We start from the raw sequence: 24,773 nt of genomic DNA on the forward strand, positions 1-24,773 counted from the left end.
CAGTGATGGTGATGGTGACGGTGTGCTCGGTGCCATCCAGGCTCTTGACCACAAAGGTCTCGACCTTGGTCTCGCCCTGGCCCAGGTACTGCACCAGGTTGTTATCAACGTTGTAGGTCCAGGCACCGCCTTCAGTGATGGAGAGACTGCCCAGTGCGTCCTTGCTGGCCACACCGTTGCCCGCCACAAACTTGGCCTCGTCCGCCCCGTCCACGTCAGTCACGGTGAGGGTACCGGTCTCGGTCAGGGTCGGCTTGGTTTCGTCTTCGGTGACCGCACCGCGGTCAGTGCCGCCGATCACGGCGCCATCGTTGACGCCAGTGATGGTAATGGTGACGGTGTGTTCGGTGCCATCCAGGCTCTTGACCACAAAGGTCTCGACCTTGGTCTCGCCCTGGCCCAGGTACTGCACCAGGCTGTTGTCGACGTTGTAGGTCCAGGCACCGCCTTCGGTGATGGAGAGACTGCCCAGTGCGTCCGGGCTGGCCACACCGTTGCCCGCCACAAACTTGGCCTCGTCCGCCCCGTCCACGTCAGTCACGGTGAGGGTACCGGTCTCGGTCAGGGTCGGCTTGGTTTCGTCTTCGGTCACGCCACCGGTGTCACTGCCAGTAATGACAGCCGCATCGTTGACGCCAGTGATGGTGATGGTGACGGTGTGTTCGGTGCCATCCAGGCTCTTGACCACAAAGGTCTCGACCTTGGTTTCACCTTCGCCCAGGTACTGCACGTCGCCATTCGCCACGTTGTAAGTCCAGGCACCATCGGCATCAATGGTCAGGCTGCCCAGTGCACCCGCGCTCGGGGTGCCATTGCCAACAATGAACTTGGCTTCATCCGCCCCGTCCACGTCAGTCACGGTGAGGGTACCGGTCTCGGTCAGGGTCGGCTTGGTTTCGTCTTCGGTCACGCCACCGGTGTCGCTGCCAGTAATGACAGCCGCATCGTTCACGCCAGTGATGGTGATGGTGACGGTGTGCTCGGTGCCATCCAGGCTCTTGACCACAAAGGTCTCGACCTTGGTCTCGCCCTGGCCCAGGTACTGCACCAGGCTGTTGTCGACGTTGTAGGTCCAGGCACCGCCTTCGGTGATGGAGAGACTGCCCAGTGCGTCCGGGCTGGCCACACCGTTGCCCGCCACAAACTTGGCCTCGTCCGCCCCGTCCACGTCAGTCACGGTGAGGGTACCGGTCTCGGTCAGGGTCGGCTTGGTTTCGTCTTCGGTGACCGCACCGCGGTCAGTGCCGCCGATCACGGCGCCATCGTTGACGCCAGTGATGGTGATGGTGACGGTGTGTTCGGTGCCATCCAGGCTCTTGACCACAAAGGTCTCGACCTTGGTTTCACCGTCGCCCAGGTACTGCACCTTGCTGTTGTCGACGTTGTAGGTCCAGGCACCGCCTTCAGTGATGGAGAGACTGCCCAGTGCGTCCTTGCTGGCCACACCGTTGCCCGCCACAAACTTGGCTTCGTCCGCCCCGTCCACGTCAGTCACGCTCAGCGTGCCAGTCTCGGTCAGGGTCGGCTTGGTTTCGTCTTCAGTCACGCCACCGGTGTCGCTGCCAGTAATGACAGCCGCATCGTTCACGCCGGTGATGGTGATAGTGACGGTGTGCTCGGTGCCATCCAGGCTCTTGACCACAAAGGTCTCGACCTTGGTTTCACCGTCGCCCAGGTACTGCACGTCGCCATTCGCCACGTTGTAAGTCCAGGCACCATCGGCATCAATGGTCAGGCTGCCCAGTGCACCCGCGCTCGGGGTGCCGTTGCCCGCAACAAACACTGATTGACCCGCATCCGCATCGCTCACGGTAAGTACACCGCTGTCAGTCAGGATCGGGTTAGTCGCATCCTCGGTCACCCCACCGGCATCATCGCCGGCGATGAGAGCCGTATCGACATCGCCAATATCGTCCTCGCCATCCCGCGCTTCGGCAACAATACCCGGCGCGTCTGGATTGGCCGTGTCGAAACCGGCGGCGGCTATGGTGGCATCACCGGTTCTATCGATGGAGACGAAACCACCGTTGCCACTGGCGCCCGCAACGCCACCTGCATTGCCGGCGGCAGGAGCTCCGCCCGCGGCAGAAGCTTCAAAGGCCTTGGTGGGGTCAACCCCTTCGAGGATGGCTTGCTGCAAGGCGGCGATGTCATCCGGTGTCTGCGCTGCATTATTCTGTGCCAACAGGATATCTTCCGCGGCAGGAATGGGCTCCTTGGTCGGGCTCAGGGTAAAGGTCGTCTCCCCCCCCTGGAAGCTGGCACCGTCCGGAGCAAGCACAACAGCATCCTTGGGCAAGACATCGCCTTCGGCCAGCGGGATTTGGCTTCCATCTGCTGCAACCAGATAGACTTTGCCTTTCAACTGGGTAATGACGACATCCTGTTCCAAAACGATATTGTGGCTGCTCATCAGTCTCTCCTGAATATCTATGGGCATACTTTTCCAGCCTCTACTGTGCCCGTCCCTGAGCCCAGAAACCAGTTAGAAAATTCGAACGAACAGACTAATTCGGGACTGGATTGAACGACGGATCAGAACTGTGGGATAGCGTGATAATGCCAATTAAATCAATAGCATTTCATATAACAAACAAAGGCAGGAACCAGATACTGGCTCCTGCCTAGGGCTCTCAAGCTCCGGCCCAGAGCAGGATGGCCAGCAGTTGAGGCGAGATAATCCGAAGGAACATCACCAAGGGGTAAACCGTTGCGTACGAGAGTGCGCTGGCTCCGCTGGTAGGGTGCATGGCATTGGCAAACGCCAGAGCGGGCGGATCCGTCATGGAGCCCGCCAGCAACCCGCAGAGCGTGAGGTAGTTGAGCTTGCCGTAGTGACGAGCCAGCAGCCCGACCACCACCAAGGGGATCAGAGTGATCGCCACCCCGTACATCACCCAGGCAGGGCCGTCGCCGTTGATCAGGGTATCGATGAAGCCAGCCCCTGACTTGAATCCCACCACCGCCAGGAACAACACGATACCGAGCTCACGCAACGCCAGGTTTGCACTCGGCGGCATGAACCAGTAGAGCTTGCCGATACTGCCGATACGCGAGAGGACAAGAGCAACCACCAGCGGTCCACCCGCCAGCCCCAGTTTGAGGGCCGCAGGGAAACCAGGCAGATAGAAAGGAATAGAGCCGAGCAAGACCCCCAGCCCGACACCGATGAAGACCGGCAGCATTTGTACTTGCTGCAGCTTCTGCTGCACGTTGCCCACTACACTGGTCACCGCCTCGATGGCATCTAGGCGTCCCACCAGGTTGAGAATGTCGCCAAACTGCAGACTGGTCTGACTAGTCGGCACCAGTTCAATCCCCGCCCGGTTGAGACGGGAGATGACCACATCGTATTTTTGCTTGATGTCGAGATCGCGGATCCGTTTGCCGAGCACCTGCTCGTTGGTGACCACCACCCGCTCGACCCGCAGATCCGTGCCTCGGGTTGAGAGCGAAGTATCCACCTCCTCCCCCAGCACCAGCAGCACCTTGTGCAGGGCGTGCTGCTCGCCGACCAGATGCAACAGATCGCCGAGTTCGATGCGGGACTCCGGCCTCGGTACCATCAGCACCTCACCACGCTTGAGGCGGGAGCAGATGACGTCCGCTTCATCCAGACTCGGGATTTCCCGCAGCATCAGACCGTGCATATTCGGGTTGCGCACCGCGATGTTGATGGTCTGCAGGCTCTCCTTGCCCTTGTTGGCCTGCTGCTCGAACGCCGCCGCCTCTTCATCGATCTTGATGTGGAAGAACACCCGGATGAACCACATGGTGAGCAGGATCCCGCAGATCCCGAATGGGTAAGCCACGGCATACCCCATCCCCATGGTACTCATCATGTCGGGAGCGGCCCCCAGCTCTCCCAGGATCTGCTGACCCGCCCCGAGGGAAGGGGTATTGGTCACCGCACCGGAGAAGATCCCGAGGATGGCAGGCAGCGGCACGTCAAACAGCTGATGCAGCCCGACAGCCACCAGAGCGCCGAGCAGCACCAGCAGGGCAGCAAAGCCATTGAGCTTGAGCCCGGAGCTGCGCAGGGAAGAGAAGAAGCCGGGGCCGACCTGGATGCCGATGGTATAGACAAACAGGATGAGGCCAAATTCCTGAATGAAATGAAGTGTTTGTTCGTTCAATTGCAAACCGGAGAGGCCGGCGAAGTGGCCCACTATGATGCCGCCAAACAGCACCCCCCCGATCCCCAAACCAACGCCATAGACTCGCCAGTTTCCCAGCCAGAGCCCCAGCACTGCCACCAGCGACAATATGCTGATGGAAAGCGCGATCTCACTCATTGCATGCATCCTTTCCAAACCAGACTGTCGTTAGCTTGTCAGCAAATGCAGGAGGCAACTGTGGGATGCCGCACGAATTCAGGCTTTCATTGGCACCAAAATACCAATTAAGGGTTAGCCGACGTAACCGTAAATGGCCGCAAAGTGGCAGGCGCTGCCTCCCAGCACGAACAAGTGCCAAATGGCATGGTTATAAGGGATACGTTTGGATGCGTAGAAGATCACCCCCAGACTGTAGATGAGACCCCCTATCCCGAGCAGCAGCAGTCCCTCCCCCGCCAGATGAAGGTAGAGTTGATACACCACCACCAGCGATAGCCAACCCAGCAACAGGTAGGTAAACAGAGACAATCGCTTGAATCTGTTGATAAAGACCAGCTTGAATGCGACCCCTGCCAGGGCCAGCACCCAGATCACCACCATCAATCCCTGAGCTAAAGGCGTGTCCAGGGCGACCAGCAAGAAGGGGGTATAGGTCCCCGCGATCAGCAGATAGATGGCGCAGTGATCAAACAGCTTGCACCAGCGCCGTGCCGTTGCCGACGTCACGCTGTGATAGAGGGTCGAAGCGAGATAGAGCAGCACCAGGCTGATGCCATAGAGGCCGTAGCTCAGCAATACCTGGGGGCCCTCATCCCAGCCTTTATGCAGCAGCAGGGCCAGCCCCAGGATCCCGAGCAGCAACCCCAGCCCATGGCTGAGGCGATTGGCCCACTCTTCCCGCGGGGAATAACCGGTCACATTACTCATCACTGCCTCCTGCCAAAACTCGCCTCACTCTAGCGGCCCTCATTTCAGGCTACAAGTGTTAGCTCAAAATAAAAGTGCCGTCACGGAGCGCGGTGCGATGCGCAGGAGATGGCTGTTCCCCCTGCCCCTTTGGTGTATGCTCTGCGGCCGGCGCCACACCCCGGGCAAGGCCCAAACTGGCGTAGTCTGCCCCCACGCAGGTCTGGAGGACCCGATGACACTGACTGATCTCTTCACACAACCGGATCCGGACTTCGGCCAGGCCATGACGGCCCTGCTGGAGACCTTCCATCGTTCGGACGACAGTCAGGCGCCCTATCTACGGGATCAGTTCATCCACCAGTTCGATCAATCCCGCATGCCCGCTGCTGGTATGAGCACACAGGAGTACCTGGCCCGGCTGGCGACCCTGGTTCCCGGCGCCTCGCACCTCACCTCCCCCCGCTACATGGGACACATGACGGCGCCACTGCCGACCTTTACCGCCGAGCTCTCCCGTCTGCTGGTGATGCTGAACCAGAACCCGATGAAGATGGAGTCTTCCCGCCTGCTCAGCTTCCTCGAGCGGGAAGTGCTGGCCAAGCTGCATCGCTTGATCTACCGCCAGAGCGACGATTTCTATGCCAGCCAGATGCACGCCAAGGATGCGGCCCTCGGCGTCATGACCAGCGGCGGTACCATCGCCAACGTCACCGCCCTCTGGCTGGCCCGCAACCAGGCCTGTGGTGACAACCTGTTTTCCCTCTATGAACAGGGCTATCGCGGCGCCGTGATCCTGGGGTCGCGGCTGATGCACTACTCCTTCGACAAGGGTATGGATCTGCTGGGTCTCGGCGCGGCCAGCGTGTGGCGGCTCGATACCCATGATGACAATCGCCTCAACTTGGCGGCGCTCGAATCCGCACTGACTCACTGCAAGGCGCAAAAACTCAAGGTGCTGGCCCTGGTCGGCGTCGCCGGCAGCACGGATTTTGGCTCCATCGATCCCCTGCCCGAACTCGCCGCCATCGCCAGACGGGAGGGGATCCACTTCCATGTGGATGCCGCCTGGGGCGGTCCCACCCTCTACTCCCCCCGCTATCAGGAGTTGCTGGCCGGGATCGAGCAGGCCGACACGGTGACGCTGGATGGCCACAAACAACTTCTGGTGCCGCTCGGTACCGGCATGCTGCTCTGCCGCCAGCCGGACCTGATGATGACGGTCAAGCGGGAAGCCCCCTACGCCATTCGGGCGACCTCCTTCGACCAGGGGCGTTTCACCCTGGAGGGAACCCGTCCCGCCAATGCACTCTATCTGGACGCCGCCTTCCAGCTGCTGGGCCAGCAAGGCTATGCCGGACTTATCGAGGCGAATTACGACAGGGCCAGGCTGATGGCCAGGCTCATCGAAGAGAACCCGGCCTTCGAATTAATCTCTGCCCCCGTGATGAACCTGCTCTCTTACCGCTGCATTCCGCCACATTTACAGAACAAGGCACTGGATGATGCTGCCAACAGGCAGATCAATGACTTCAACGTGGCGCTACAGAAGGCGCAGCGGGCCGAGGGTCACAGCTTCGTCTCCCGTACCCAGCGGGCGGTCGGCCGATACGGCGAGCAACCCCTCACCCTGCTGCGGGCCGTGCTGCTCAACCCGCTGATCGAGCAACACCACATCCAGGACTTGCTGGCGGATCAGGAGCGCCTTGGCAAGGTGATCGCCCACGAGCTATTTGGGGCAAAGGCCCCGCAGGCCTGATGCCGGAACATCATCGGCCGGATAACGCAGCCAAGATCCGACAGCGCGGGAACGGCTGACACGGTGACGCGGTCTTATTCATTTGCCGTTGTCTGGCAGGCAGGTACACTGAGTGAAATTTTGAGGTTAACGGACCCAGCATGAAGCAGTTTATTGAATTCATTCCCCTGATCGTCTTCTTCGCGGTCTACAAGTTTTATGACATCTACATGGCCACCGGTGCCCTGGTGGTGGTCACCGGCCTGCAGCTCGCCTACAGCTGGATCCGCTATCGCAAAGTAGAGAAGATGCAGCTGTTCACCTTCCTGCTGGTCGGCTTCTTCGGCGGCCTCACCGTCTTCTTCCACGACGACACCTTCATCAAGTGGAAGGTGACTGTGATCAACGTGCTGTTTGCCCTCGCCCTGCTCATCAGCCGCTACGGCTTTGGCAAGAACCTCATCAAGCAGATGCTGGCCAAGGAGCTGCAGGCGCCGGATCGTATCTGGGATCATGTCAACCTCGGCTGGGTCGGCTTCTTCGCCCTCTGCGGCCTGCTCAACCTCTATGTGGCCTTCAACCTGTCCCAAGAGGTGTGGGTCAACTTCAAGGTGTTCGGCCTGCTCGGCCTGACCCTGGTCTTCACTCTGCTGAGCGGCGTCTATCTCTATCGCCACCTGCCGGCGGAGCAAAAAGCCGAACAGGACAAATAACCGCAACCAGAAAGGGATTGTTCCATGTGGTATCTGATCTACTCCGAAGACGTCGCGGGCAGCCTGCCCCAGCGCAAGCTGGCTCGCCCCGCCCACCTCGCCCGTCTGCAGGCACTGCAGGATGAGGGGCGGCTGCTGACCGCCGGCCCCAACCCGGCCATCGACGCCGAGGATCCTGCCGATGCGGGTTTCACCGGCAGCACCGTCATCGCCGAGTTTGGCAGCCAGGAAGAGGCCAAGGCCTGGGCCGACGGCGATCCTTATGTGGCGGCTGGCGTCTACGCCAAGGTCACCATCAAGCCTTACAAGAAGGTGTTCTGAGTCAGCCGCTCCCCTGGCTGTGTTCAAACATGCGAAAGGCCGGACAATGTCCGGCCTTTCTATTTGGCTCGCGAGAACGGCGGGGTGGCTCAGGCCTTGGCCACAAACCAGGGGTTGAGGATATCCGGCTTGTTGTAGGCAAGGGGAGACCCATCGAGCTGGGTCACGCTGCCCCCGGCCCCCTCCAGCACCGCCTGGGCCGCCGCCGTGTCCCATTCGCAGGTCGGTGCCAACCTGGGATAGAGTTCGGCCCCGCCCTCGGCGATGATGCAAAACTTCAATGAGCTGCCCATGGCGATCAGCTCAATCTCCCCCTTCGCCATGTCGCCGAAACGGGCCAGATAATCCAGAGTGGCCTGAGAGAGGTGATTGCGACTGCCCACCACCTTCCAGACCTGTCCCTCGGCATGGGGGCGGGTCTGGATAGGAGCTGTGCCACTCGCATCTGTCCGCCAGGCCCCGACTCCCTTGCCGCCATACCAGAGCTTGTCCAGCACGGGAGCATAAACCAGTCCCCAAATGGGCTTGCCCGCCTCGATGAGCGCGATGTTCACCGTGAACTCCCCGTTGCGAGAGACAAACTCCTTGGTGCCATCCAGAGGGTCCACCAGCCAGTAACGTGACCAGCCAAGCCGCTCCTGCATGACACCCGCATCCGACTCCTCCGACAGCACGGGGATCCCTGGCGTCAATGCTGCCAACGCCTGCACGATGACCTCGTGAGCCCCCTTGTCGGCCGCAGTCAGCGGGCTCTCGTCCTGCTTGTATTCCACCTCGAAGGGTTGATGGTAGATGGCCAGGATGGCACGACCTGCGGCGCGGGCGATGGGCTCCAGATCGGAAATGGCGGGTTGGGACATGGAAAAGGCATCCTGTTCAAATGGTTAGCCAGTGTAACCGAGGAGACGGCACCCGGCTTATAGCCGATTCACCTGAGTTATTCCCTGCTAATTCTGACAGACGAAAAATGGCGCAGCTCGGCTAGCTTTCTATAGCCAATCGGCACCTAACAAGGATGTGACATCATGAACAGAAAGACCCTGATTGCAGCCCTGCTGCTGGGCGCCCTGCCGCTCTTTAGCCAACCCCTGATCGCTGCCGACAAGCCCGCTACCCAGCCCGCCGCAACCGTCAACCAAGCCAAGGAGAACGGCAAGGTCAACCTCAATACCGCCAGCGCCGATGAGCTTGCATCCCTGAAGGGCATTGGCGAGAAGAAGGCCCAGGCCATCGTCGATTACCGAGAGAAGCAGGGCAAGTTTACCTCGGTGGAGCAGCTGGAGGAGGTGAGCGGCATCGGACCTGCAACCCTGGATGCAAACCGGGACATGATCATCGTCAAGTAGCGAGTCAAGACCCTGTTTCTCCTGTGGGCAGCCAGTGGCTGCCCTATTTTTCTTCGGGTATCATGAGCCCACTTAGTATCTTCGGACTCACTTCCATGAAAAAGACCCCTCTCGTTGTTCGCAAGGCCGTTCTCCCCGTCGCCGGTCTGGGCACTCGCATGCTGCCCGCTACCAAGGCCATTCCCAAGGAGATGCTGCCGGTGGTCGACAAGCCACTGATCCAGTACGTGGTGCGTGAGGCCATCGCCGCCGGCATCAAGGAGATCATCCTGGTGACCCACTCCAGCAAGAACTCCATCGAGAACCACTTCGACAAGAGTTTCGAACTGGAGGCGACTCTGGAGAAGCGGGTCAAGCGTCAGCTGCTGGAAGAGGTGCAACATATCTGCCCCAAAGACGTGACCATCATGCACGTGCGCCAGGGTGAGGCCAAGGGTCTGGGCCATGCGGTGCTCTGCGCCCGCCCGCTGATCGGCGATCAACCCTTTGCGGTGCTGCTGCCGGACGTACTGATCGACGAGGTGGCCAGCGATCTCAAGCAGGACAACCTGGCCGAGATGGTGCATCTGTTCGAAGACGATCAGATCAGCCAGATCATGGTGGAAGCCGTGCCCGAGCAGGATGTGGACAAATACGGCATCGCCGACATCAAGGGCGAGGCACTGACCGCCGGCATGTCACTGCCGATGCAGGCCATCGTCGAGAAGCCCCCCCGTGACGAGGCTCCCTCCAACCTCGCCGTGGTCGGCCGCTACGTGCTGTCTGCCAACATCTGGCCCCTGCTGGAGAAAACGCCGGCCGGCGCCGGGGACGAGATCCAGCTGACCGACGCCATCGCCATGCTGATGGAGAAGGAGCAGGTCAACGCCTACTTCATGAAGGGCCGCAGCCACGATTGCGGCAGCAAGTTTGGTTATATGAAGGCCAATGTGGAATATGCCAGCCGCCACAAGGAGCTCGGCAAGGAGTTCACCAGCTGGCTGAAACAATTTGCCAAAGAGTTGTAATCGCTGAATATTTGCACAATATACAGAATAAAAAACTGGGCATCATTCGATGCCCTTTTTTCATTTTTTAAACAAAAAATCAACCATCGATAGATAAAATAACGTCAAAAACGCTCGTTGTAATTCGATTCCGCTTGTTTTATAAGAAAGATGGCTTGTTCCTAGCCCTTGCATAAAATTTCTAAAAAAATATAAGACACAGGTGGAAGTTCCAATGAATAACCCGTCCAAAGGGACCTTTTTAGGTCACCCTAAAGGGCTTTTTTTGCTCTTTAGTACCGAACTGTGGGAGAGATTCTCCTATTACGGCATGCGTGCCGTGCTCGTCCTCTATCTGACCGACATGACTACCAATGGCGGCATGGGCTGGACACAAGCCGATGCGCTCAAGCTGTACGGCATCTACACCGGCCTGGTCTACATCACCCCCATCATCGGCGGCTGGCTGGCGGATACCTTCCTCGGTCAACGTCGCGCCATCCTGTTTGGCGCCATACTGATGGCGGCCGGCCAGTTCACCCTGGCCCTGCCCCACACCATGTTCCCGGACATGGTCAACACCGTCTTCTACGCGGGCCTCGGTCTGCTGATCCTGGGTAACGGTCTGTTCAAGCCGAACATCTCCACCATGGTGGGTGACCTATACAAGGAAGGGGATCATCGCCGCGACGGTGCCTTCACCATCTTCTACATGGGCATCAACCTCGGCTCCCTGCTGGCTGGCGTGATCTGTGGCGCTGCCGCCACCGCCTACGGCTGGCAAGCAGCCTTCGTCAGCGCCGGTATCGGCATGCTGCTCTCCCTGGTGGTGCAAGCCACCATGGCCCAGCGTTTCCTGGGTGACATCGGCCGTGTACCGGCCGCCCAGCGCGCCGCCGAGCAACGTTCCAAGGAGCAGAAGGCTCCGCTGACCAAGCAGGAAGTGGATCGCATCAAGGTCATCCTGGTGCTGGGTCTGTTCACCATCATCTTCTGGGCCGGTTTCGAGCAGGCTGGTGGCCTGATGAACCTGTACGCACAGGAATATACCGACCGCATGATCGGCAGCTTCGAAGTGCCGACCGCCTGGTTCCAGTCCCTGAACCCCTTCTTCATCATCACCCTCGCCCCGATCGTGGCGGCCATCTGGATCAAGCTCGGCAAGAAAGAGCCGAACTCCCCGGTGAAATTCGCCATGGGTCTGCTGTTCCTGGCCGTCGGCTTCCTGTTCATGATCGGTGCCGTGCTGGAGCAAGGTGGTGATCAGGCCGTCAAGACCTCCATGTTCTGGCTGGTCGGTGCCTACCTGTTCCACACCCTGGGCGAGCTCTGCCTCTCCCCCATCGGGCTCTCCATGGTGACCAAGCTGGCTCCGCTGCGCCTGGCCTCCCTGATGATGGGTGCCTGGTTCGGCTTCGTGGCCCTGGCCAACTATGCCGCCGGCTTCATCGGCTCCTTCGTAGGCGAGTCCGGCGCCATGGCCATCTTCGGTGGTATCGCACTGGCCGCGGTGATCAGCGCCCTGATCCTGCTGACCATGGCCAATCGCCTGGTCTACTGGATGCACGGTGCCGAAGGCCCGGCCAAAGCCGCCGACGACAGCGACAAGAAACTGCAATCCGCCACCGTCTGATCGGTCAGGATGCAGCAACAAAGAGGGCGCCCATTGGGCGCCCTCTTTGCTTTCCGGCTTATTGCTCGCGATCTCAGTGATGACGCACCTGCATCTTCAACGCGCTGCCGCTGTCACTGCGAAACTGCAGTTCGAATGGCTCGTGCCAGCTGCGTTTGTGCAGGCTGTACCGGCTGCTGCGCATCAGCCCCAGGGGCAAGCCCCCCGAGCGCATCAACCAGCGCGGCGAGGTGAGACCGGCATTGGCAAACACCAGACCATCCTCCTGATCAAACAGCAGGGCGGCCATGGAGAAGGAGTGGCGCAACCCCGACTCCAGCAGTTGCAGATTGAGGTAATCCAGCAGGCGATGGGGCTGGGTCAGCAGCAGACTCTCCTGCTGCTGGTATTGGCGGTAGGGCCCGTTCATCAGGGAGCGCACCAGTGCGCTGCAGAAGGCCGCATCCATGCCAAGGAGGGGCAGCTCCATCACCAGCACCAGCAGCTTGTCATCCAGCTTGAAGGTATCGGGGATGAAGAGGTTGCCCATGCCGGCGAAGGTCACCTGCCAGGGGCCCCACTCCTGCAGACCTGGGGGGGCCAGCCAGGCCAGCAGACGGCTGGAGGCTCTGTCGTGGGCACGGAAGAAGTCCATGTGCTCCATCAGCTCGAGCTGCTGGCTCTGATGCCCGACGCCCGCCAGACACTGGTCGATGCTGCGCCGGATCTGGTCATAGTCGGAGACCGGCTTGATGAAGAAATCCTTCGCCCCGGCCCGCAGCGCCCGCTCGATGGCGGCCATCTTGTCCTGACCGGAGATGACGATGACGGGCACCTCGGGATAGCGAGCGGCGAGGCAGGCTATCACTTCGTGGCCATCCATATTGGGCATGTTGAGATCGCAGAGCACGATGTCGGGGTGATAAAGGGCGGCGGCGGAGAGCCCTTCAATGCCATCTTCGGCCTGAAAGACACAGGCCCCCTCATGCTCGAGATAAGTGACCAAGGAGTGGCGAAAAACCGCCTCATCCTCTACCACCAAGATCCGTAGTCCGGCTTTTGACATCTTGACAAAGCTCTTATTAGTCAGCGTGTTAGTTGGATATTAAGCCTAGATCATGTGGGGTCTATATCGCCACCCAAGGATGCAATTGCGCGTCATGAATCTGCCGATGCCCGGCCCAACTGGTTGAAATAGACTGACTATTTCATCAATATTTTTTGGTGCCCAGAGGTATTGCCAGCCCTGGCACCACGAATTGTATGCAGCCACACCATGAGGGATAATGCTCTCATTCCCGATTGTGAAGCAGACCATGACCCCAGCCGAATACAGCGCCCTCGCCCATCCCAGGTTGTCCCATCCGGCCCGCAGCCTCTATACCCTGCAACTGCGTCGGCTGGTGCTGGAAAACCGGCAGACCCGGCTCAACTACCCGGAGCTCGGGCGCGCGCTGGCGGTGGTCGATCCGGGCGATCCCAGCGGTTTCTGCTATCAGGTCAATGCCAGACAGCTGACTGAGCTGCTGGATGAACTGATGGAAGCAGAATTGTTGCAAGTCGAGGCCCATGGCGACAGTGAGCACTATCATCAGTGCCCCTTCCTGCTGCCCCTGCTGAGTCAGCGCGTGCGCAGCCCGCTGCCGGAGCGGCCGTTCCAGATGCACCTGCAGTGGCGCCCGGATGAGGAGCTGCCCGCCCTCGCCCGGCTGTGCGGCGTGATCGACGCCAGCTACAGCGAGGAAGATCTCGGGGAGTTCATCGCCTACTGGCTGGGCCGCCCCGAGGTGTTCGACTCCCAGCACCAGTGGATGCTCAAATTCATCCGTACCCTGAAGAGCCGCCGTTACGCCCGCCGCCAGCCGATGGAGATCAAGGGCTATCAGCAGGTCAGCCCGCCCCCGGTGGAATCCGGCCCGAGCAGACGGGCACAGGAGATGATAGAAACCGCCAAGCGCCTGGCCCAGGAGCCGGATAATGATTGATCCCAAGCATCGGCAGCAGGCACTATTGGCCGCACCATCGGTCACACCCTTGTCCGCCCTTTACCCTTTCCCTCGCAGAAGGAGCCATTCATGACAGACCCGCAAGATCCCCTGCGCCAGGAGCTGGAAGAGATCGAGGCCAGACGCAAGAAGATAGCCAGAGCCAAACAGGATCAGCGCGTGCACGATCCCGAGTTGAGCCAGCATGTGGGTGGCCTGCTGGAGCGCATCCGCCGCCTGCAGGCCCAGACCGGCGGCAGCCAGTACGATTACGAGACCCTGCGCAAGGAGTACGACGCCAAGGCGAACGAGGAAGTACGCGAGCTGCAGAAGGCGGCGCGCCAGGAGCGGATCCTGAAGCTGATCGCCCAGGCCGATCTCAACCCTGACTGGATCTTCGACAAGATGGATGCCACCGATCCGGCGCTGCAATACCCCATCGAGACCGCCCGCTACTTCATCAGCGGCTTCGAGCACTGGGAGAAGAGCGGCGGCGGCTGCATGCTCATCTACGGGGACTACGGCACCGGCAAGTCGACCCTGGCGGGAGCCGTCGCTCACGAGTTGATCGAACGTCACCAGAAATCGGTGATCTTCCAGCAGTGGGCCTCCATCGTGGATCGGTTGTTCTTCAACGTCATCCAGGATCAGGAGGAGCGCAACCAGTACCGCCGCGCCCTGGAAGAGGTTGATTTGCTGATCATCGACGAAGTGGCCGCCAACCGCGCCAAGATGGCGGAGAGCCAGTCCAGCTTCCTCGGCCACCTGTTGCGCCGCCGTCGCAACCTGTCAAAGAGCGTCATCATCATCACCAACCACAGCCCCCAGAGCCTGCATCAGGCCATCGGGGACTTCAGCTTCGAGGCGATCAAGGCCTTCAACCCGGTGGATATCCACCTGAGTGGCCCCAGTCGCCGCCCCAGCATCGGCCACTACAACGGCTGACCCTGCGGGCCGACGTCACCGACGTCGGCCCGTTGCTTTTCTGCTTTCCCTTCACAGATAAAAACAACTCTCATTTACATCCCCTCTTCCAGGCCCTAGGCTACCCCTTTTCTTCAAGGGGACTCTCTCATGCCGACCATTCTCATCTTCGGAGCCAGCCGCGGGCTGGGCCGCGCCTTCACCGAGCAGGCATTGCGCCAAGGCCACAGGGTCGTCGCCCTGGTACGCAGCCCCGACATGGCCGCCGAGCTGCAATCCCTGGGGGCCGAGACGGTGCAGGGGGATGCCCTGGACTCGGCCGCCGTGGCCGCAGCCTGCCAACTGGCTGGCAGCGAGGCCCGGGTGGTCTCCACCCTGGGCAGCTTCCGTCAGCAGCAACCCGTGGATTATCAGGGCAACCGCCAGGTGATCGACGCCATGGAGCAGGCCGGACTCAAGCGCCTGCTGCTGGTCACGTCCCTCGGCTGCGGCGACAGCTGGCAATACTTGCCCGAGCGGGCGCGGGAGGCCTTCGGTCACGAGGTGCGGCTGAAGAGTCTGGCGGAGAGCTGGCTGCAGACAAGCGAACTCGAATGGACCATATTGCGGCCAGCCGGCCTGCAGGATGGGGACGCGACCGGCAAGGCAGTGCTCAGCCAGGGGCAGGAGGTGCACGGTCTGGTCAGGCGCCAGGACGTGGCGCTGCAGGGTTTGCAACTGCTCACCGACCAGCTAGCCCTCGGCCAGATCTACGCCATCGGGGAGCCCGGTCTGCAACGCAGTTAAGCCGCCATTCGGGTGCCGGATCTTTGAAAAACGGTCAGCTTTCGCTGACCGTTTTCATATCGGGTTCGGTGCCCTGACGCTGGCGCCAGGCCAGCAAGAGGATGGCGAGCAGACCGTTGAACAGGGCCAGCCCCCACAGCTGCCACCAGTAGCCAGAGACCTGGGAGAACGCGGCCCCCATCTGGTTCAGGCGCAGGAAACCCTCGATGGCCGGGGTACTCGGCACCCACTGGGACAGCCAGTTGAGCGGCGCAGGGATGAGCTCGAGAGGCCAGATAAAACCGGCAAGGAACACCAGCGGCAGGGAGGAGACCAGCACCACCTGGGTTGGCAGATCCCGGCGGGTAAACAGCGCCCCCAGTACGATGCCGAGCCAGGTGGTCGCCAGCAGGAACGGCAGGGTGAACAGCCAGAGCGCTCCCGGCTCGGCGCTGCGCGCTATGCCGTAGTAATCGAAGCAGAAGCCGAAGAAGTAGGTCACGGGCAGCACGAAGATCCCCCCCAGCACCAGGGTTCTGGCCAGCAGCAAGGCCCAGACGGGCGCCTGCTGCCAATAGCCACGTTCGCCACGGCGGCTGAGCTGGTTCTGGGTCGCCCCCAGGATGCCGGCCCCCATCAGCAGCACCTGATGCAGGATCAGCACGAACACCGCAGGCACCACGTAGTTCACATACCCCATGGAGGGGTTGAACACCGGCAGCACGTTGAGGCCCACCGCATTCCAGCCCACGGCCGCCTGGGGCAGCGCCTCCCCGTGGCTCAGCAGGCGCGCCACCTTCACCTGAGCGGCCAGGGTGCCGCCCGCCTGGGCCAACCCCTCGGCGATGGTGCCGTACACCAGGAAGTAGGAGGCGTCCCCCGCATAGCTCAAGGTCACACTACGGCCCAGCATCAGGTTCCGATAGAAGTGGCGGGGGATGTGCAAGATGCCGCTCGCCTTGCCGGTCAGCAGCCAGTGGCGAGCCTCGTCCAGGCTGGCGACCCGCGCCACCAGTCTGACCTGGGGCGTGGCATCGGCCATGAACTCCAGCTGGCGGGAGAGCTGGCTGCCATCGTCATTGACCACCACCACCGCCTCTTCCCGCGGCAATTGATTCAGGTAAGGCTGGGGATAGAGGAAGGAGTAGAAAAAGACGCCACCAAACAGGGTCAGCATGATGGCCCTGTCCGTCAGCAGACTGCGCAGCTCGAGGCGCAGCAGATCCCAGAAGCCCATCATGATTTGGCCTCCCCGGCCCCGGGGCCCAGGGTCGTCTGCGGTCGATAACGGCGCACCACCACGAGCAGGGGCAGCAGGAACAGCAACAGGGCGCCGAACTGGGGCAGGGTCGCCCCGAGCGGCAGACCGTAGTTGGTCTGCCCTATCTGTAGTTCGACGTAATGGGAGATCGGCAACAGGCTGCGCCAGAACTGGGCAAGATCCCCCATGGCACTGACCGGGAAGGTGACTCCCATGAAGGCAAAGCCCGGTGCGGTGTAAGCCCCCGCTATCGACAGCGCCCGCGCCGGATCCCGCAACAGGGCGTAGAAGAAGGCCCCCATGCTGACGCAGGCGGCCGATGCCAACCCAAGCCCAAGCGTCAGGATCAGCCAACTACCCTGCATGGGATAGCCAAACGCCATAAACAGCAGCAGACTCCACCCCAGCCCCCAAGCCCAGCCGATGAGCACGTGAGGCAACAAAATGCGCCACAGGCCCTTCCAGACCCCTTCACGGGCCCAGTTCAGGCCGAGCCGGTCTAGCCGTGCCAGTGCATTCAAACCGTAGAGCACCACCAGGATCTGCCACACCGCGGGCAGCAGAGCACTCAGCAGGAACTGGGCGTAGCTGGAGTTGAGGTTGTAGAGCGCCGTGATCTGGCTGGTGATGGGCAGAGACTGTCCCAGCGCGCCGGGCAGCGCCTTGCCATCCGCCATGGCCGCCAATACGCCGACCTGACCGTTGAGGGTGCCGACCACCTGGGCCAGGGCCGAGCTCACCAGCTTGGCGATGAGGATGAACTGGCCGTTGTTGAGCACGGTGACCTGAGGTTGGCTGCCTTCCCGAGCGTCCCGCTCCAGATGGGCGGGGATCACCACCAGGGCGTAGATACTCCCCCCTCGCAGCGCTCTGGCTCCCTCGTCGATGGAGTCGAACTGGTCGCTGACCTTAAGCCCGCTCGAACCATCCAGCGAGAACGCCAGCTGGCGGGAGAGCGCACTCCTGTCCAGATCCACCAGACCTATCTTGAGATCCCGTGCAAGCCCCGCCGAGAAGATCCAGCACAGGATCCCGATCAGCAGCAGCGGGAGCCAGCTCGCCAGCGCCCGCCCGAAGGGATCCTGCCACAGTCGTCGCCACTCGCTGTTCATCAAAGCTCGACCAGTACGCTCATGCCGACCCGCAGCCCCTCAACCGCTTGCAGGGGACGGGCCTCCACCTGGAAGCTCTTCATGTCGAAGCCCTGACGGGTATCGGTGGCGCGCCAGGTGGCAAAGTCGCCCATGGCCGCGACATGGCTTACCTTGAAGCGGATCAGCTGATCCCCAAGGCCGGGAATGCGGGCGTCGAACTCGGTGCCCACCGGGAAGCGGGGCAACAGATCCTCACGGATGTGGAACTGGGCCCAGGCATCCTCCATGTCGAGCAGGGTCACCACGGGGAAGCCCTGGGGAGCCAGTTCGCCACTGCGCAGCAGCACCTGAGCCACTTCACCGGCGTGCGGAGTGACAATGCGGGTATCGGCGAGATAAGCCTCCACCTCGGCCACTGAGCCTGCCGCCATCTTGGCCTGCTCCCGGGCCGCCACCTTGGTCTCCTCCCGCGCCCCTTCAAGGGTCATCTGATATTGCTGCCAGGCCATGCCTTCGCTGTACTTGGCCGCCTGCCAGGCGGTCCAGGCCTCGTCTCGCTTCTGCAGGGGCATGACGCCGTCACGGTGCAGGTTGGCGATGCGGGCATAGGTCTTGCCATGGAGCAGGGCCGCCGCCTTGGCCTGTTGCCACTGATCTTTTGCCGCCGCGATCTGCTGGGCCCGCGCCCCCTTCTCGGCCTCTTGCGCCAGGGCGCCAGCCGCCGCCTGACCCGCCTTGGCCTGACTCAGCTTGGCCTCGATCTCCGGGCTCGCCAGGGTGAAGGCGAGCTGCCCCTTGCTCAGCTGATCCCCCTTCTTCACCAGCACCTCATCGATGCGCCCCGCCACCTTGGAGGAGACGGAGTATTGCTGCGCCTCTATCTGCCCTTGCAGCCGTACCGGCTCCGGCTGATAGGCGAGCCAGAAGCGCCAGCCCAGCCAGATGACCAGCAACACCAGCGGCAGGGCCAGCCACAGCGGCTTGCCTCGGCTCATCTTCTTCTTTATGGGGGAGTGACTCATGCATTCACCTCGGCAAACGGGCGACCCTTGGCGGTCGAAACACAATGTGGGATCAACAGCGCAGGGCTCATGAATTCACCTCGATGGCCTGACCATGCTGATATTGATTGAAACTGTTCATCTGACCGGAGAGCGCCAGCAATCGGGCCAGGGAGATGACGTATTGATAGGCGGCGGCCGCGCGCTGGGTCTTGACCCCCGCCAGCTGATTCCGGGCATCCACCACGTCCAGCGAGGTGGAGAGCCCCTGGCCGAACGCCTTGTCCCGCAGCCGCACGTTCTCCTGCGCCAGCGCCTGGGTGGAGGCGAGGGACTGATACTCCTCCAGCCCCTGAGCCGCCTCGCGCCAGGTCTTCTCGACCAGCAACTCCAGATCCTGGCGGGTCTTGGCCTGCAGCAGATTGACCTGCAGCTCGGCGCTCTTGGCCGCCTGCACCGTCTCCGAGCGGCCGTCACGGCTCACCAGCGGCATGCTGACCCCCACCCCGACCAGCCAGTCCGGCGTGGTCTTGGAGACGATGGAGTCATCCTCGTAGAGGTTGTAATTACCGAACAGGAACAGCTCGGGGGCATATTTGCCCTTCTCCAGCTTGATCATGCCCTGGGCCTGCTCCTTCTTGGCCGCCAGCAACTTGAGACCGGGGTGTACCGCCAGCGTCTCCTGCACGAAGGGGTCGAGTTGCGGCATGCCTGAGTTGATGAACAGGCGAGTATTGGGCTCCGCCTGCTTGAGTTTGAGCATATGGCCGAGGGCCAGCTGAGCGATCTCCAGGCTGCGCCGCGCCTTCTGGGTATCGATACGCGCCCTGTCATAGGCAGACTGGGCGGAGAGTCGCTCGACCTTGGCGATCTGGCCCTGGGCCTCCAGCTTCTGGGCATGATCCAGATGATGGGCCAGCCCCTGTTCTATCTCCTGCTTGGTCTGCACCACCTGCGCCGCCAGCACCACGCCGAAATAGGTCTGGGAGAGGCTCTCGAAGGTGGACTGCTGCTTGAGCACCAGCAGCTGCTGCGCCTCGCTCACCTGAGCCTGGCGAATGTCCTGGGCCGCATCGATGCGCCCGCCGGTGAACAGTGGCCACAGCATCTTGACCGAGCTGGTGACCACATTCTGTTTGGTCAAGGGAGTAACGAAGTCGCTCGGACTGAGGTTCAGCGCCTGCATCACAGGCCCCAGCACCTTGCCAAACTCCGGATGGTTGGCGATGGGATTGAGATCCAGCATGTCCAGTTCCATCGGCTGATCGAGGTGGGTATAGCTGGCCCCCACATCCACCTTGGGCAGATACATGGCCTTGGCCGCCTCGCGCAGCTGCTCGGCCCGCTCCACGCCCGCCTGTTCCGCCGCCAGACCATCATCCTGCTGGATGACCCGGCTCCAGGCCTCGGTGAAGCTGACGGTCTGGGCCTGAGCCGAGCCCAGCATGGCACCCAGCAGGCACGGACTGAGCAATTTGATGAACCTTGACGTCATACATCCCCAAATTCTATTTGTAATGAAATTGTGTGGAGCCTTTGCTCGATTCAGGCTCGCTATCATAACGTAAACCCATGGTGGAGGGAGACTCACAAATCGTGACACCCCTCACTCATTTGACCCCACCTATCGTCCCAGACAATATGTCTGATTTTCAAGCACTCCTGAATTTGCAAGCCTTGGCGCGACGTTTTTTTCAGAAAAAAATGGCTGACGCTCAAATACTAACCTTTTCTCCTGACTAAAAAATGCGTAATATACGCCGCCCTAAGCCGATGGTAACCGTGTAATGCAGATAGGTCCCCACACGCTTGAAACTCCCCTGATCGTGGCCCCCATGGCCGGTGTAACAGACCGACCATTTCGTGAACTTTGTTTGCGATTGGGTGCCGGCATGGCCGTTTCCGAGATGCTGCTGGCCAACCCGGATGTCTGGGATACCCAGAAAACCAGGATGAGAATGGGTCACTCTGCAGAAGGCGGCTTGCGATCGGTCCAGATTGCCGGGGCTGACCCCGAGATGATGGCGTTTGCTGCCCGCTACAACGTGGAGCAGGGCGCTCAGATCGTCGACATCAACATGGGATGCCCGGCAAAAAAAGTGAATAAGAAGTTGGCAGGTTCCGCCCTGCTGCGCCAACCCGATCTGGTCAGAACCATCTGCCGGGCCGTGGTGGATGCAGTGGACGTGCCTGTCACCTTGAAGATCCGCACAGGATGGGATCCGGATAACCGCAATGGCGAGGAGATCGCCCGAATCGCCGAAGATTGCGGTATCGCGGCCCTTGCCGTGCATGGTCGTACCCGCGCCTGCCTCTACAAGGGGGAAGCGGAGTACGACACTATCAGGGCGATTAAGCAGGCCGTATCGATTCCTGTTGTCGCCAATGGCGACATAGACAGCCCGGAGAAGGCCCGGTATGTCCTCGACTATACCGGCGTCGACGCCGTGATGATCGGCCGTGCAGCGCAAGGACGACCCTGGATTTTCCGGGAAATCCGTCATTTTCTTGAGACGGGCACCAAGCTGCCACCTCCCGACAGGGAAGAGGTTCGCACCCTGATGAACGAGCATGTTACCAACCTGCACCAGTTTTACGGTGCATATCTGGGAGCGCGCATTGCCCGTAAACACGTGGGCTGGTATCTGGATGAAGAAGAGACGGGCCGAGAATTCCGTAAACATTTCAATGCCCTGGATTGTGCTGATGCACAGCTGACGGCACTTGAAGTGTATTTCGATGGATTAGGTTAACGCATAACTAAAGAGCCGACCGAATATGTTCGAACAAACCCTGACTTCTGATGCATTGGTAACAACTACTCACAATCACGCCGCCGAGCCAACCCAGCGCCCCCTGCGTGACTCTGTGCAACAGGCCCTGCGTAACTACCTGGCCCAGTTGAACGGTCAGGAAGTGATTGATCTGTACGATATGGTTCTCTCCGAAGTCGAAGCCCCCATGCTGGACGTGATCATGCAGTACACCCGTGGCAACCAGACTCGCGCCGCCGTGATGATGGGCATCAACCGTGGTACCCTGCGCAAGAAACTCAAGCGCTACGGCATGAACTGATTTCAGTCTCCTGCTGCAGTTGCAGACGAAGGCGTATCCCAGCGATGGGATACGCCTTTTTCTATGGCCATCATTCGGCGGCCAGCTTGATCCCCAGACCCACAAACAGGCCCCCCATTACGCGGTTGAGCCAGGTCCCGACCCGGGCTGGCAGGCGCAGCTTGCTGCTCGCAAAGGCGGTAGAGAAGGCCAGCAGATGGCACCAGATCATACCGTTGAGGTTGAAGATGCAGCCCAGCACGATGAAGGCCAGCGCCTTCTGCGGCGCGGCGGGATCGATGAACTGGGGGACGAAAGCGAGGAAAAACAGCGCGACCTTGGGGTTGAGCACATTGGTCAGCAGCCCCTGCCGGTAGATACGCCCATAGGAGAGCCTGGGCAGCGCCACTGACCCCTCTCCTGCCACTGCGGTACTCGCCTTTTGCCTGAGCAGTGAAATCCCCAGATAGACCAGGTAGAGCGCCCCTGTCAGCTTGATGACGGCAAACAGCTCGGCCGAGGCACTGAGCAGGGCTGACAGCCCCAGCGCCGCTGCCAGCACGTGTACCATGGTGCCTGTCCCTATCCCCAACGCCGCCACCGAGCCGGCTCGCCAGCCCTGAGAGCCGCTGCGCAGCATGATGAGCAGGGAGTCCGGTCCCGGCATCATGTTCAGCAACAAGCCCGATACGATAAACAACGCCAGATCGTGGATCCCCAACATAGACAGCTCCTTGTGCATGAAACACCTAGTCTATGGATCCCGTCGCGCTTGTCACTCCCGTCTCTCGCGATAGTGATTATCAATGCAGGGCATAGTCGCCTTGCCGTTGCAGTTGGAGGTGGAGGGAAGATGCGGAGAAAAGAAGTCCGGTAGTCCGGTAGTCCGGTAGTCCGGTAGTCCGGTAGTCCGGTAGTCCGGTAGTGTGGCGCTAAAAACAGGCAGGAGACAGGTAATCGGAGGCGTAGAAGGCAGTTTGTTTGACTAAGTTGATAGGGCTTTACGATGTAGTTGCCTGATAAACAGGCCATGATTGGACAAAACATCTGCCAATCCCCAAATGTCAGCCAATAAAAAAGCCCGCTCAGATGAGCGGGCTTCTTCAAATTAGGTGCCTGGCAGTGTCCTACTCTCGCATGGCGAATGCCACACTACCATCGGCGCTACCGCGTTTCACTTCTGAGTTCGGCATGGGATCAGGTGGTTCCACGGCGCTATGGCCGCCAGGCAAATTCTTAATCTAGAAAGCTGACGTGAATAACGATGTCGCTCTTGGCTCGTCGCTATCACTGAATTTGAGTAGTTCATGCACTTGCTACAAGGCCAGAAACACTTCTTGGGTGTTGTATGGTTAAGCCTCACGGGTAATTAGTATGGGTTAGCTCAACACGTCGCCGCGCTTACACACCCCACCTATCAACGTTGTGGTCTCCAACGGCCCTTTAGGACCCTCAAGGGGTCAGGGATGACTCATCTCAGGGCTCGCTTCCCGCTTAGATGCTTTCAGCGGTTATCGATTCCGAACTTAGCTACCGGGCAGTGCCACTGGCGTGACAACCCGAACACCAGAGGTTCGTTCACTCCGGTCCTCTCGTACTAGGAGCAACTCCCTTCAATCATCCAACGCCCACGGCAGATAGGGACCGAACTGTCTCACGACGTTCTGAACCCAGCTCGCGTACCACTTTAAATGGCGAACAGCCATACCCTTGGGACCGACTTCAGCCCCAGGATGTGATGAGCCGACATCGAGGTGCCAAACACCGCCGTCGATATGAACTCTTGGGCGGTATCAGCCTGTTATCCCCGGAGTACCTTTTATCCGTTGAGCGATGGCCCTTCCATTCAGAACCACCGGATCACTATGACCTACTTTCGTACCTGCTCGACCTGTCCGTCTCGCAGTTAAGCTGGCTTATGCCATTGCACTAACCTCCTGATGTCCGACCAGGATTAGCCAACCTTCGTGCTCCTCCGTTACTCTTTGGGAGGAGACCGCCCCAGTCAAACTACCCACCAGGCACTGTCCGCGAGCCCGATTCAGGGCCCTGCGTTAGAACATCAAACATACAAGGGTGGTATTTCAAGGACGGCTCCACGACAACTGGCGTCATCGCTTCAAAGCCTCCCACCTATCCTACACATGTAGGTTCAATGTTCAGTGCCAAGCTGTAGTAAAGGTTCACGGGGTCTTTCCGTCTAGCCGCGGGTACACCGCATCTTCACGGCGAATTCGATTTCACTGAGTCTCGGGTGGAGACAGCATGGCCATGGTTACACCATTCGTGCAGGTCGGAACTTACCCGACAAGGAATTTCGCTACCTTAGGACCGTTATAGTTACGGCCGCCGTTTACCGGGGCTTCGATCAAGAGCTTCGCTTGCGCTAACCCCATCAATTAACCTTCCGGCACCGGGCAGGTGTCACACCCTATACGTCCACTTTCGTGTTTGCAGAGTGCTGTGTTTTTGATAAACAGTCCCAGCCATCTGGTCACTGCGACTCCCGACAGCTCCATCCGCAAGGGACTTCACCATCAAGAGCGAACCTTCTCCCGAAGTTACGGTTCTATTTTGCCTAGTTCCTTCACCCGAGTTCTCTCAAGCGCCTTGGTATTCTCTACCCGACCACCTGTGTCGGTTTGGGGTACGATGACTTGTAATCTGAAGCTTAGAGGCTTTTCCTGGAAGCAGGGCATCAATGGCTTCCGCACCGTAGTGCGTTCGTCTCGTGTCTCAGTGTTGTGTCTCCGGATTTGCCTAGAAACACCACCTACGCACTTTCACCAGGACAACCGTCGCCTGGCCCACCTAGCCTTCTCCGTCCCCCCATCGCAATTACAAGTCGTGCAGGAATATTAACCTGCTTCCCATCGATTACGCCTTTCGGCCTCACCTTAGGGGTCGACTCACCCTGCCCCGATTAACGTTGGACAGGAACCCTTGGTC

General features: G+C 60.4%; 20 protein-coding genes, 2 rRNA genes and 1 pseudogene (1 of these 23 running past the window's edge). 11 read left to right on the plus strand and 12 right to left on the minus strand.

Annotation, left to right across the window (positions count from 1 at the left end):
• Position 1 precedes the first annotated feature (1 nt).
• The 3 genes and pseudogenes from VZC39_RS16635 to trhA all read right to left on the minus strand — a co-directional run.
• Positions 2-2,440: pseudogene (locus VZC39_RS16635) on the minus strand (retention module-containing protein); the annotation flags it as partial.
• Between the two features lie 193 nt (positions 2,441-2,633).
• The gene (locus VZC39_RS16640) at positions 2,634-4,295 is read right to left on the minus strand and encodes a putative transporter (protein WP_349919417.1); all 1,662 of its coding nucleotides are present in this window, start codon (positions 4,293-4,295) and stop codon (positions 2,634-2,636) included.
• Between the two features lie 114 nt (positions 4,296-4,409).
• Positions 4,410-5,045, minus strand: coding sequence for a PAQR family membrane homeostasis protein TrhA (trhA, locus tag VZC39_RS16645; RefSeq protein WP_349919419.1), 636 nt, complete (start codon positions 5,043-5,045; stop codon positions 4,410-4,412).
• 214 nt (positions 5,046-5,259) lie between these two features.
• Between trhA and VZC39_RS16650 the strand changes: the two genes are divergently transcribed.
• From VZC39_RS16650 to VZC39_RS16660, 3 genes are all read left to right on the plus strand, one after another.
• Entirely contained in the window at positions 5,260-6,783 is a 1,524-nt protein-coding gene (locus VZC39_RS16650) for an aminotransferase class V-fold PLP-dependent enzyme (protein ID WP_349919421.1), read from the plus strand.
• A 140-nt stretch (positions 6,784-6,923) separates the two neighbouring features.
• Positions 6,924-7,475 carry a septation protein A gene (locus tag VZC39_RS16655; protein WP_349919422.1) on the plus strand — a complete coding sequence of 184 codons (552 nt, stop codon included), beginning with the start codon at positions 6,924-6,926 and terminating at the stop codon, positions 7,473-7,475.
• Positions 7,476-7,499: 24 nt separating this feature from the next.
• On the plus strand, positions 7,500-7,796 hold the full coding sequence (locus VZC39_RS16660) for a YciI family protein (RefSeq protein WP_349919424.1): 297 nt from the start codon (positions 7,500-7,502) through the stop codon (positions 7,794-7,796).
• 89 nt (positions 7,797-7,885) lie between these two features.
• Here VZC39_RS16660 and cysQ read toward each other — a convergent pair whose 3' ends face one another.
• Positions 7,886-8,656: a 3'(2'),5'-bisphosphate nucleotidase CysQ gene (gene cysQ, locus VZC39_RS16665; protein ID WP_349919426.1), complete on the minus strand. Its 771-nt coding sequence runs from the start codon at positions 8,654-8,656 to the stop codon at positions 7,886-7,888.
• A 165-nt stretch (positions 8,657-8,821) separates the two neighbouring features.
• On the opposite strand from cysQ, the gene VZC39_RS16670 reads away from it, so the two are divergent.
• From VZC39_RS16670 to VZC39_RS16680, 3 genes are all read left to right on the plus strand, one after another.
• Complete coding sequence (locus VZC39_RS16670; protein WP_349919427.1) at positions 8,822-9,142, plus strand: ComEA family DNA-binding protein; 321 nt, start codon at positions 8,822-8,824, stop codon at positions 9,140-9,142.
• Positions 9,143-9,237: 95 nt separating this feature from the next.
• On the plus strand, positions 9,238-10,149 hold the full coding sequence (gene galU, locus VZC39_RS16675) for a UTP--glucose-1-phosphate uridylyltransferase GalU (RefSeq protein ID WP_349919429.1): 912 nt from the start codon (positions 9,238-9,240) through the stop codon (positions 10,147-10,149).
• Positions 10,150-10,363: 214 nt separating this feature from the next.
• Complete coding sequence (locus VZC39_RS16680) at positions 10,364-11,761, plus strand: peptide MFS transporter (RefSeq protein ID WP_434663966.1); 1,398 nt, start codon at positions 10,364-10,366, stop codon at positions 11,759-11,761.
• A 73-nt stretch (positions 11,762-11,834) separates the two neighbouring features.
• Here the strand turns inward: VZC39_RS16680 and VZC39_RS16685 are convergent, their stop codons facing one another.
• Positions 11,835-12,806, minus strand: coding sequence for a response regulator (locus VZC39_RS16685; protein WP_349919432.1), 972 nt, complete (start codon positions 12,804-12,806; stop codon positions 11,835-11,837).
• A gap of 250 nt (positions 12,807-13,056) precedes the next feature.
• On the opposite strand from VZC39_RS16685, the gene VZC39_RS16690 reads away from it, so the two are divergent.
• The 3 genes from VZC39_RS16690 (at position 13,057) to VZC39_RS16700 (ending at position 15,435) form a co-directional block, all read left to right on the plus strand.
• On the plus strand, positions 13,057-13,725 hold the full coding sequence (locus VZC39_RS16690) for a DnaT-like ssDNA-binding domain-containing protein (RefSeq protein WP_349919433.1): 669 nt from the start codon (positions 13,057-13,059) through the stop codon (positions 13,723-13,725).
• A gap of 90 nt (positions 13,726-13,815) precedes the next feature.
• Positions 13,816-14,670 (plus strand): DnaA ATPase domain-containing protein, encoded by an 855-nt coding sequence (locus VZC39_RS16695; RefSeq protein ID WP_349919434.1) that lies wholly within the window; start codon positions 13,816-13,818, stop codon positions 14,668-14,670.
• Between the two features lie 129 nt (positions 14,671-14,799).
• The gene (locus VZC39_RS16700; RefSeq protein WP_349919435.1) at positions 14,800-15,435 is read left to right on the plus strand and encodes an SDR family oxidoreductase; all 636 of its coding nucleotides are present in this window, start codon (positions 14,800-14,802) and stop codon (positions 15,433-15,435) included.
• 34 nt (positions 15,436-15,469) lie between these two features.
• On the opposite strand, the gene VZC39_RS16705 is transcribed toward VZC39_RS16700, so the two are convergent.
• The 4 genes from VZC39_RS16705 to VZC39_RS16720 form a co-directional block, all read right to left on the minus strand.
• Complete coding sequence (locus VZC39_RS16705) at positions 15,470-16,654, minus strand: ABC transporter permease (RefSeq protein WP_349919436.1); 1,185 nt, start codon at positions 16,652-16,654, stop codon at positions 15,470-15,472.
• Positions 16,651-17,787 carry an ABC transporter permease gene (locus VZC39_RS16710; RefSeq protein ID WP_349919437.1) on the minus strand — a complete coding sequence of 379 codons (1,137 nt, stop codon included), beginning with the start codon at positions 17,785-17,787 and terminating at the stop codon, positions 16,651-16,653. Before VZC39_RS16710 ends, VZC39_RS16705 begins: the two co-directional genes overlap by 4 nt.
• Positions 17,787-18,791: an HlyD family secretion protein gene (locus VZC39_RS16715; RefSeq protein ID WP_434663971.1), complete on the minus strand. Its 1,005-nt coding sequence runs from the start codon at positions 18,789-18,791 to the stop codon at positions 17,787-17,789. The genes VZC39_RS16710 and VZC39_RS16715 overlap by 1 nt, the downstream gene beginning before the upstream one ends.
• Positions 18,792-18,858: 67 nt before the next feature.
• A complete protein-coding gene (locus tag VZC39_RS16720; protein ID WP_434663973.1) occupies positions 18,859-20,265 on the minus strand; it encodes a TolC family protein in 1,407 nt (468 codons plus the stop codon).
• Between the two features lie 292 nt (positions 20,266-20,557).
• Between VZC39_RS16720 and dusB the strand changes: the two genes are divergently transcribed.
• Together dusB and fis are read left to right on the plus strand one after the other, a co-directional pair.
• Entirely contained in the window at positions 20,558-21,523 is a 966-nt protein-coding gene (dusB, locus tag VZC39_RS16725) for a tRNA dihydrouridine synthase DusB (protein ID WP_434663974.1), read from the plus strand.
• A gap of 25 nt (positions 21,524-21,548) precedes the next feature.
• Complete coding sequence (gene fis / locus VZC39_RS16730; RefSeq protein ID WP_005309538.1) at positions 21,549-21,845, plus strand: DNA-binding transcriptional regulator Fis; 297 nt, start codon at positions 21,549-21,551, stop codon at positions 21,843-21,845.
• A 70-nt stretch (positions 21,846-21,915) separates the two neighbouring features.
• Here fis and VZC39_RS16735 read toward each other — a convergent pair whose 3' ends face one another.
• From VZC39_RS16735 to VZC39_RS16745, 3 genes are all read right to left on the minus strand, one after another.
• Positions 21,916-22,548, minus strand: a complete 633-nt coding sequence (locus tag VZC39_RS16735) for a LysE family translocator (protein WP_349919443.1) — start codon at positions 22,546-22,548, stop codon at positions 21,916-21,918.
• 390 nt (positions 22,549-22,938) lie between these two features.
• Positions 22,939-23,053 (minus strand): 5S ribosomal RNA (gene rrf / locus VZC39_RS16740).
• Positions 23,054-23,172: 119 nt separating this feature from the next.
• Positions 23,173-24,773, minus strand: a 23S ribosomal RNA gene (locus VZC39_RS16745) (it continues 1,288 nt past the right edge of the window).

The organism is Aeromonas sp. NJAU223, from assembly GCF_051125555.1.
Taxonomy (GTDB): domain Bacteria; phylum Pseudomonadota; class Gammaproteobacteria; order Enterobacterales; family Aeromonadaceae; genus Aeromonas; species Aeromonas veronii_G.

Coding starts and splice junctions, on each gene's coding strand:
- VZC39_RS16640 (WP_349919417.1), bottom strand. CDS start 4,295: ATGAGTGAGATCGCGCTTTCCATCAGCATATTGTCGCTGGTGGCAGTG.
- trhA (WP_349919419.1), bottom strand. CDS start 5,045: ATGAGTAATGTGACCGGTTATTCCCCGCGGGAAGAGTGGGCCAATCGC.
- VZC39_RS16650 (WP_349919421.1), top strand. CDS start 5,260: ATGACACTGACTGATCTCTTCACACAACCGGATCCGGACTTCGGCCAG.
- VZC39_RS16655 (WP_349919422.1), top strand. CDS start 6,924: ATGAAGCAGTTTATTGAATTCATTCCCCTGATCGTCTTCTTCGCGGTC.
- VZC39_RS16660 (WP_349919424.1), top strand. CDS start 7,500: ATGTGGTATCTGATCTACTCCGAAGACGTCGCGGGCAGCCTGCCCCAG.
- cysQ (WP_349919426.1), bottom strand. CDS start 8,656: ATGTCCCAACCCGCCATTTCCGATCTGGAGCCCATCGCCCGCGCCGCA.
- VZC39_RS16670 (WP_349919427.1), top strand. CDS start 8,822: ATGAACAGAAAGACCCTGATTGCAGCCCTGCTGCTGGGCGCCCTGCCG.
- galU (WP_349919429.1), top strand. CDS start 9,238: ATGAAAAAGACCCCTCTCGTTGTTCGCAAGGCCGTTCTCCCCGTCGCC.
- VZC39_RS16680 (WP_434663966.1), top strand. CDS start 10,364: ATGAATAACCCGTCCAAAGGGACCTTTTTAGGTCACCCTAAAGGGCTT.
- VZC39_RS16685 (WP_349919432.1), bottom strand. CDS start 12,806: ATGTCAAAAGCCGGACTACGGATCTTGGTGGTAGAGGATGAGGCGGTT.
- VZC39_RS16690 (WP_349919433.1), top strand. CDS start 13,057: ATGACCCCAGCCGAATACAGCGCCCTCGCCCATCCCAGGTTGTCCCAT.
- VZC39_RS16695 (WP_349919434.1), top strand. CDS start 13,816: ATGACAGACCCGCAAGATCCCCTGCGCCAGGAGCTGGAAGAGATCGAG.
- VZC39_RS16700 (WP_349919435.1), top strand. CDS start 14,800: ATGCCGACCATTCTCATCTTCGGAGCCAGCCGCGGGCTGGGCCGCGCC.
- VZC39_RS16705 (WP_349919436.1), bottom strand. CDS start 16,654: ATGATGGGCTTCTGGGATCTGCTGCGCCTCGAGCTGCGCAGTCTGCTG.
- VZC39_RS16710 (WP_349919437.1), bottom strand. CDS start 17,787: ATGAACAGCGAGTGGCGACGACTGTGGCAGGATCCCTTCGGGCGGGCG.
- VZC39_RS16715 (WP_434663971.1), bottom strand. CDS start 18,791: ATGAGTCACTCCCCCATAAAGAAGAAGATGAGCCGAGGCAAGCCGCTG.
- VZC39_RS16720 (WP_434663973.1), bottom strand. CDS start 20,265: ATGACGTCAAGGTTCATCAAATTGCTCAGTCCGTGCCTGCTGGGTGCC.
- dusB (WP_434663974.1), top strand. CDS start 20,558: ATGCAGATAGGTCCCCACACGCTTGAAACTCCCCTGATCGTGGCCCCC.
- fis (WP_005309538.1), top strand. CDS start 21,549: ATGTTCGAACAAACCCTGACTTCTGATGCATTGGTAACAACTACTCAC.
- VZC39_RS16735 (WP_349919443.1), bottom strand. CDS start 22,548: ATGTTGGGGATCCACGATCTGGCGTTGTTTATCGTATCGGGCTTGTTG.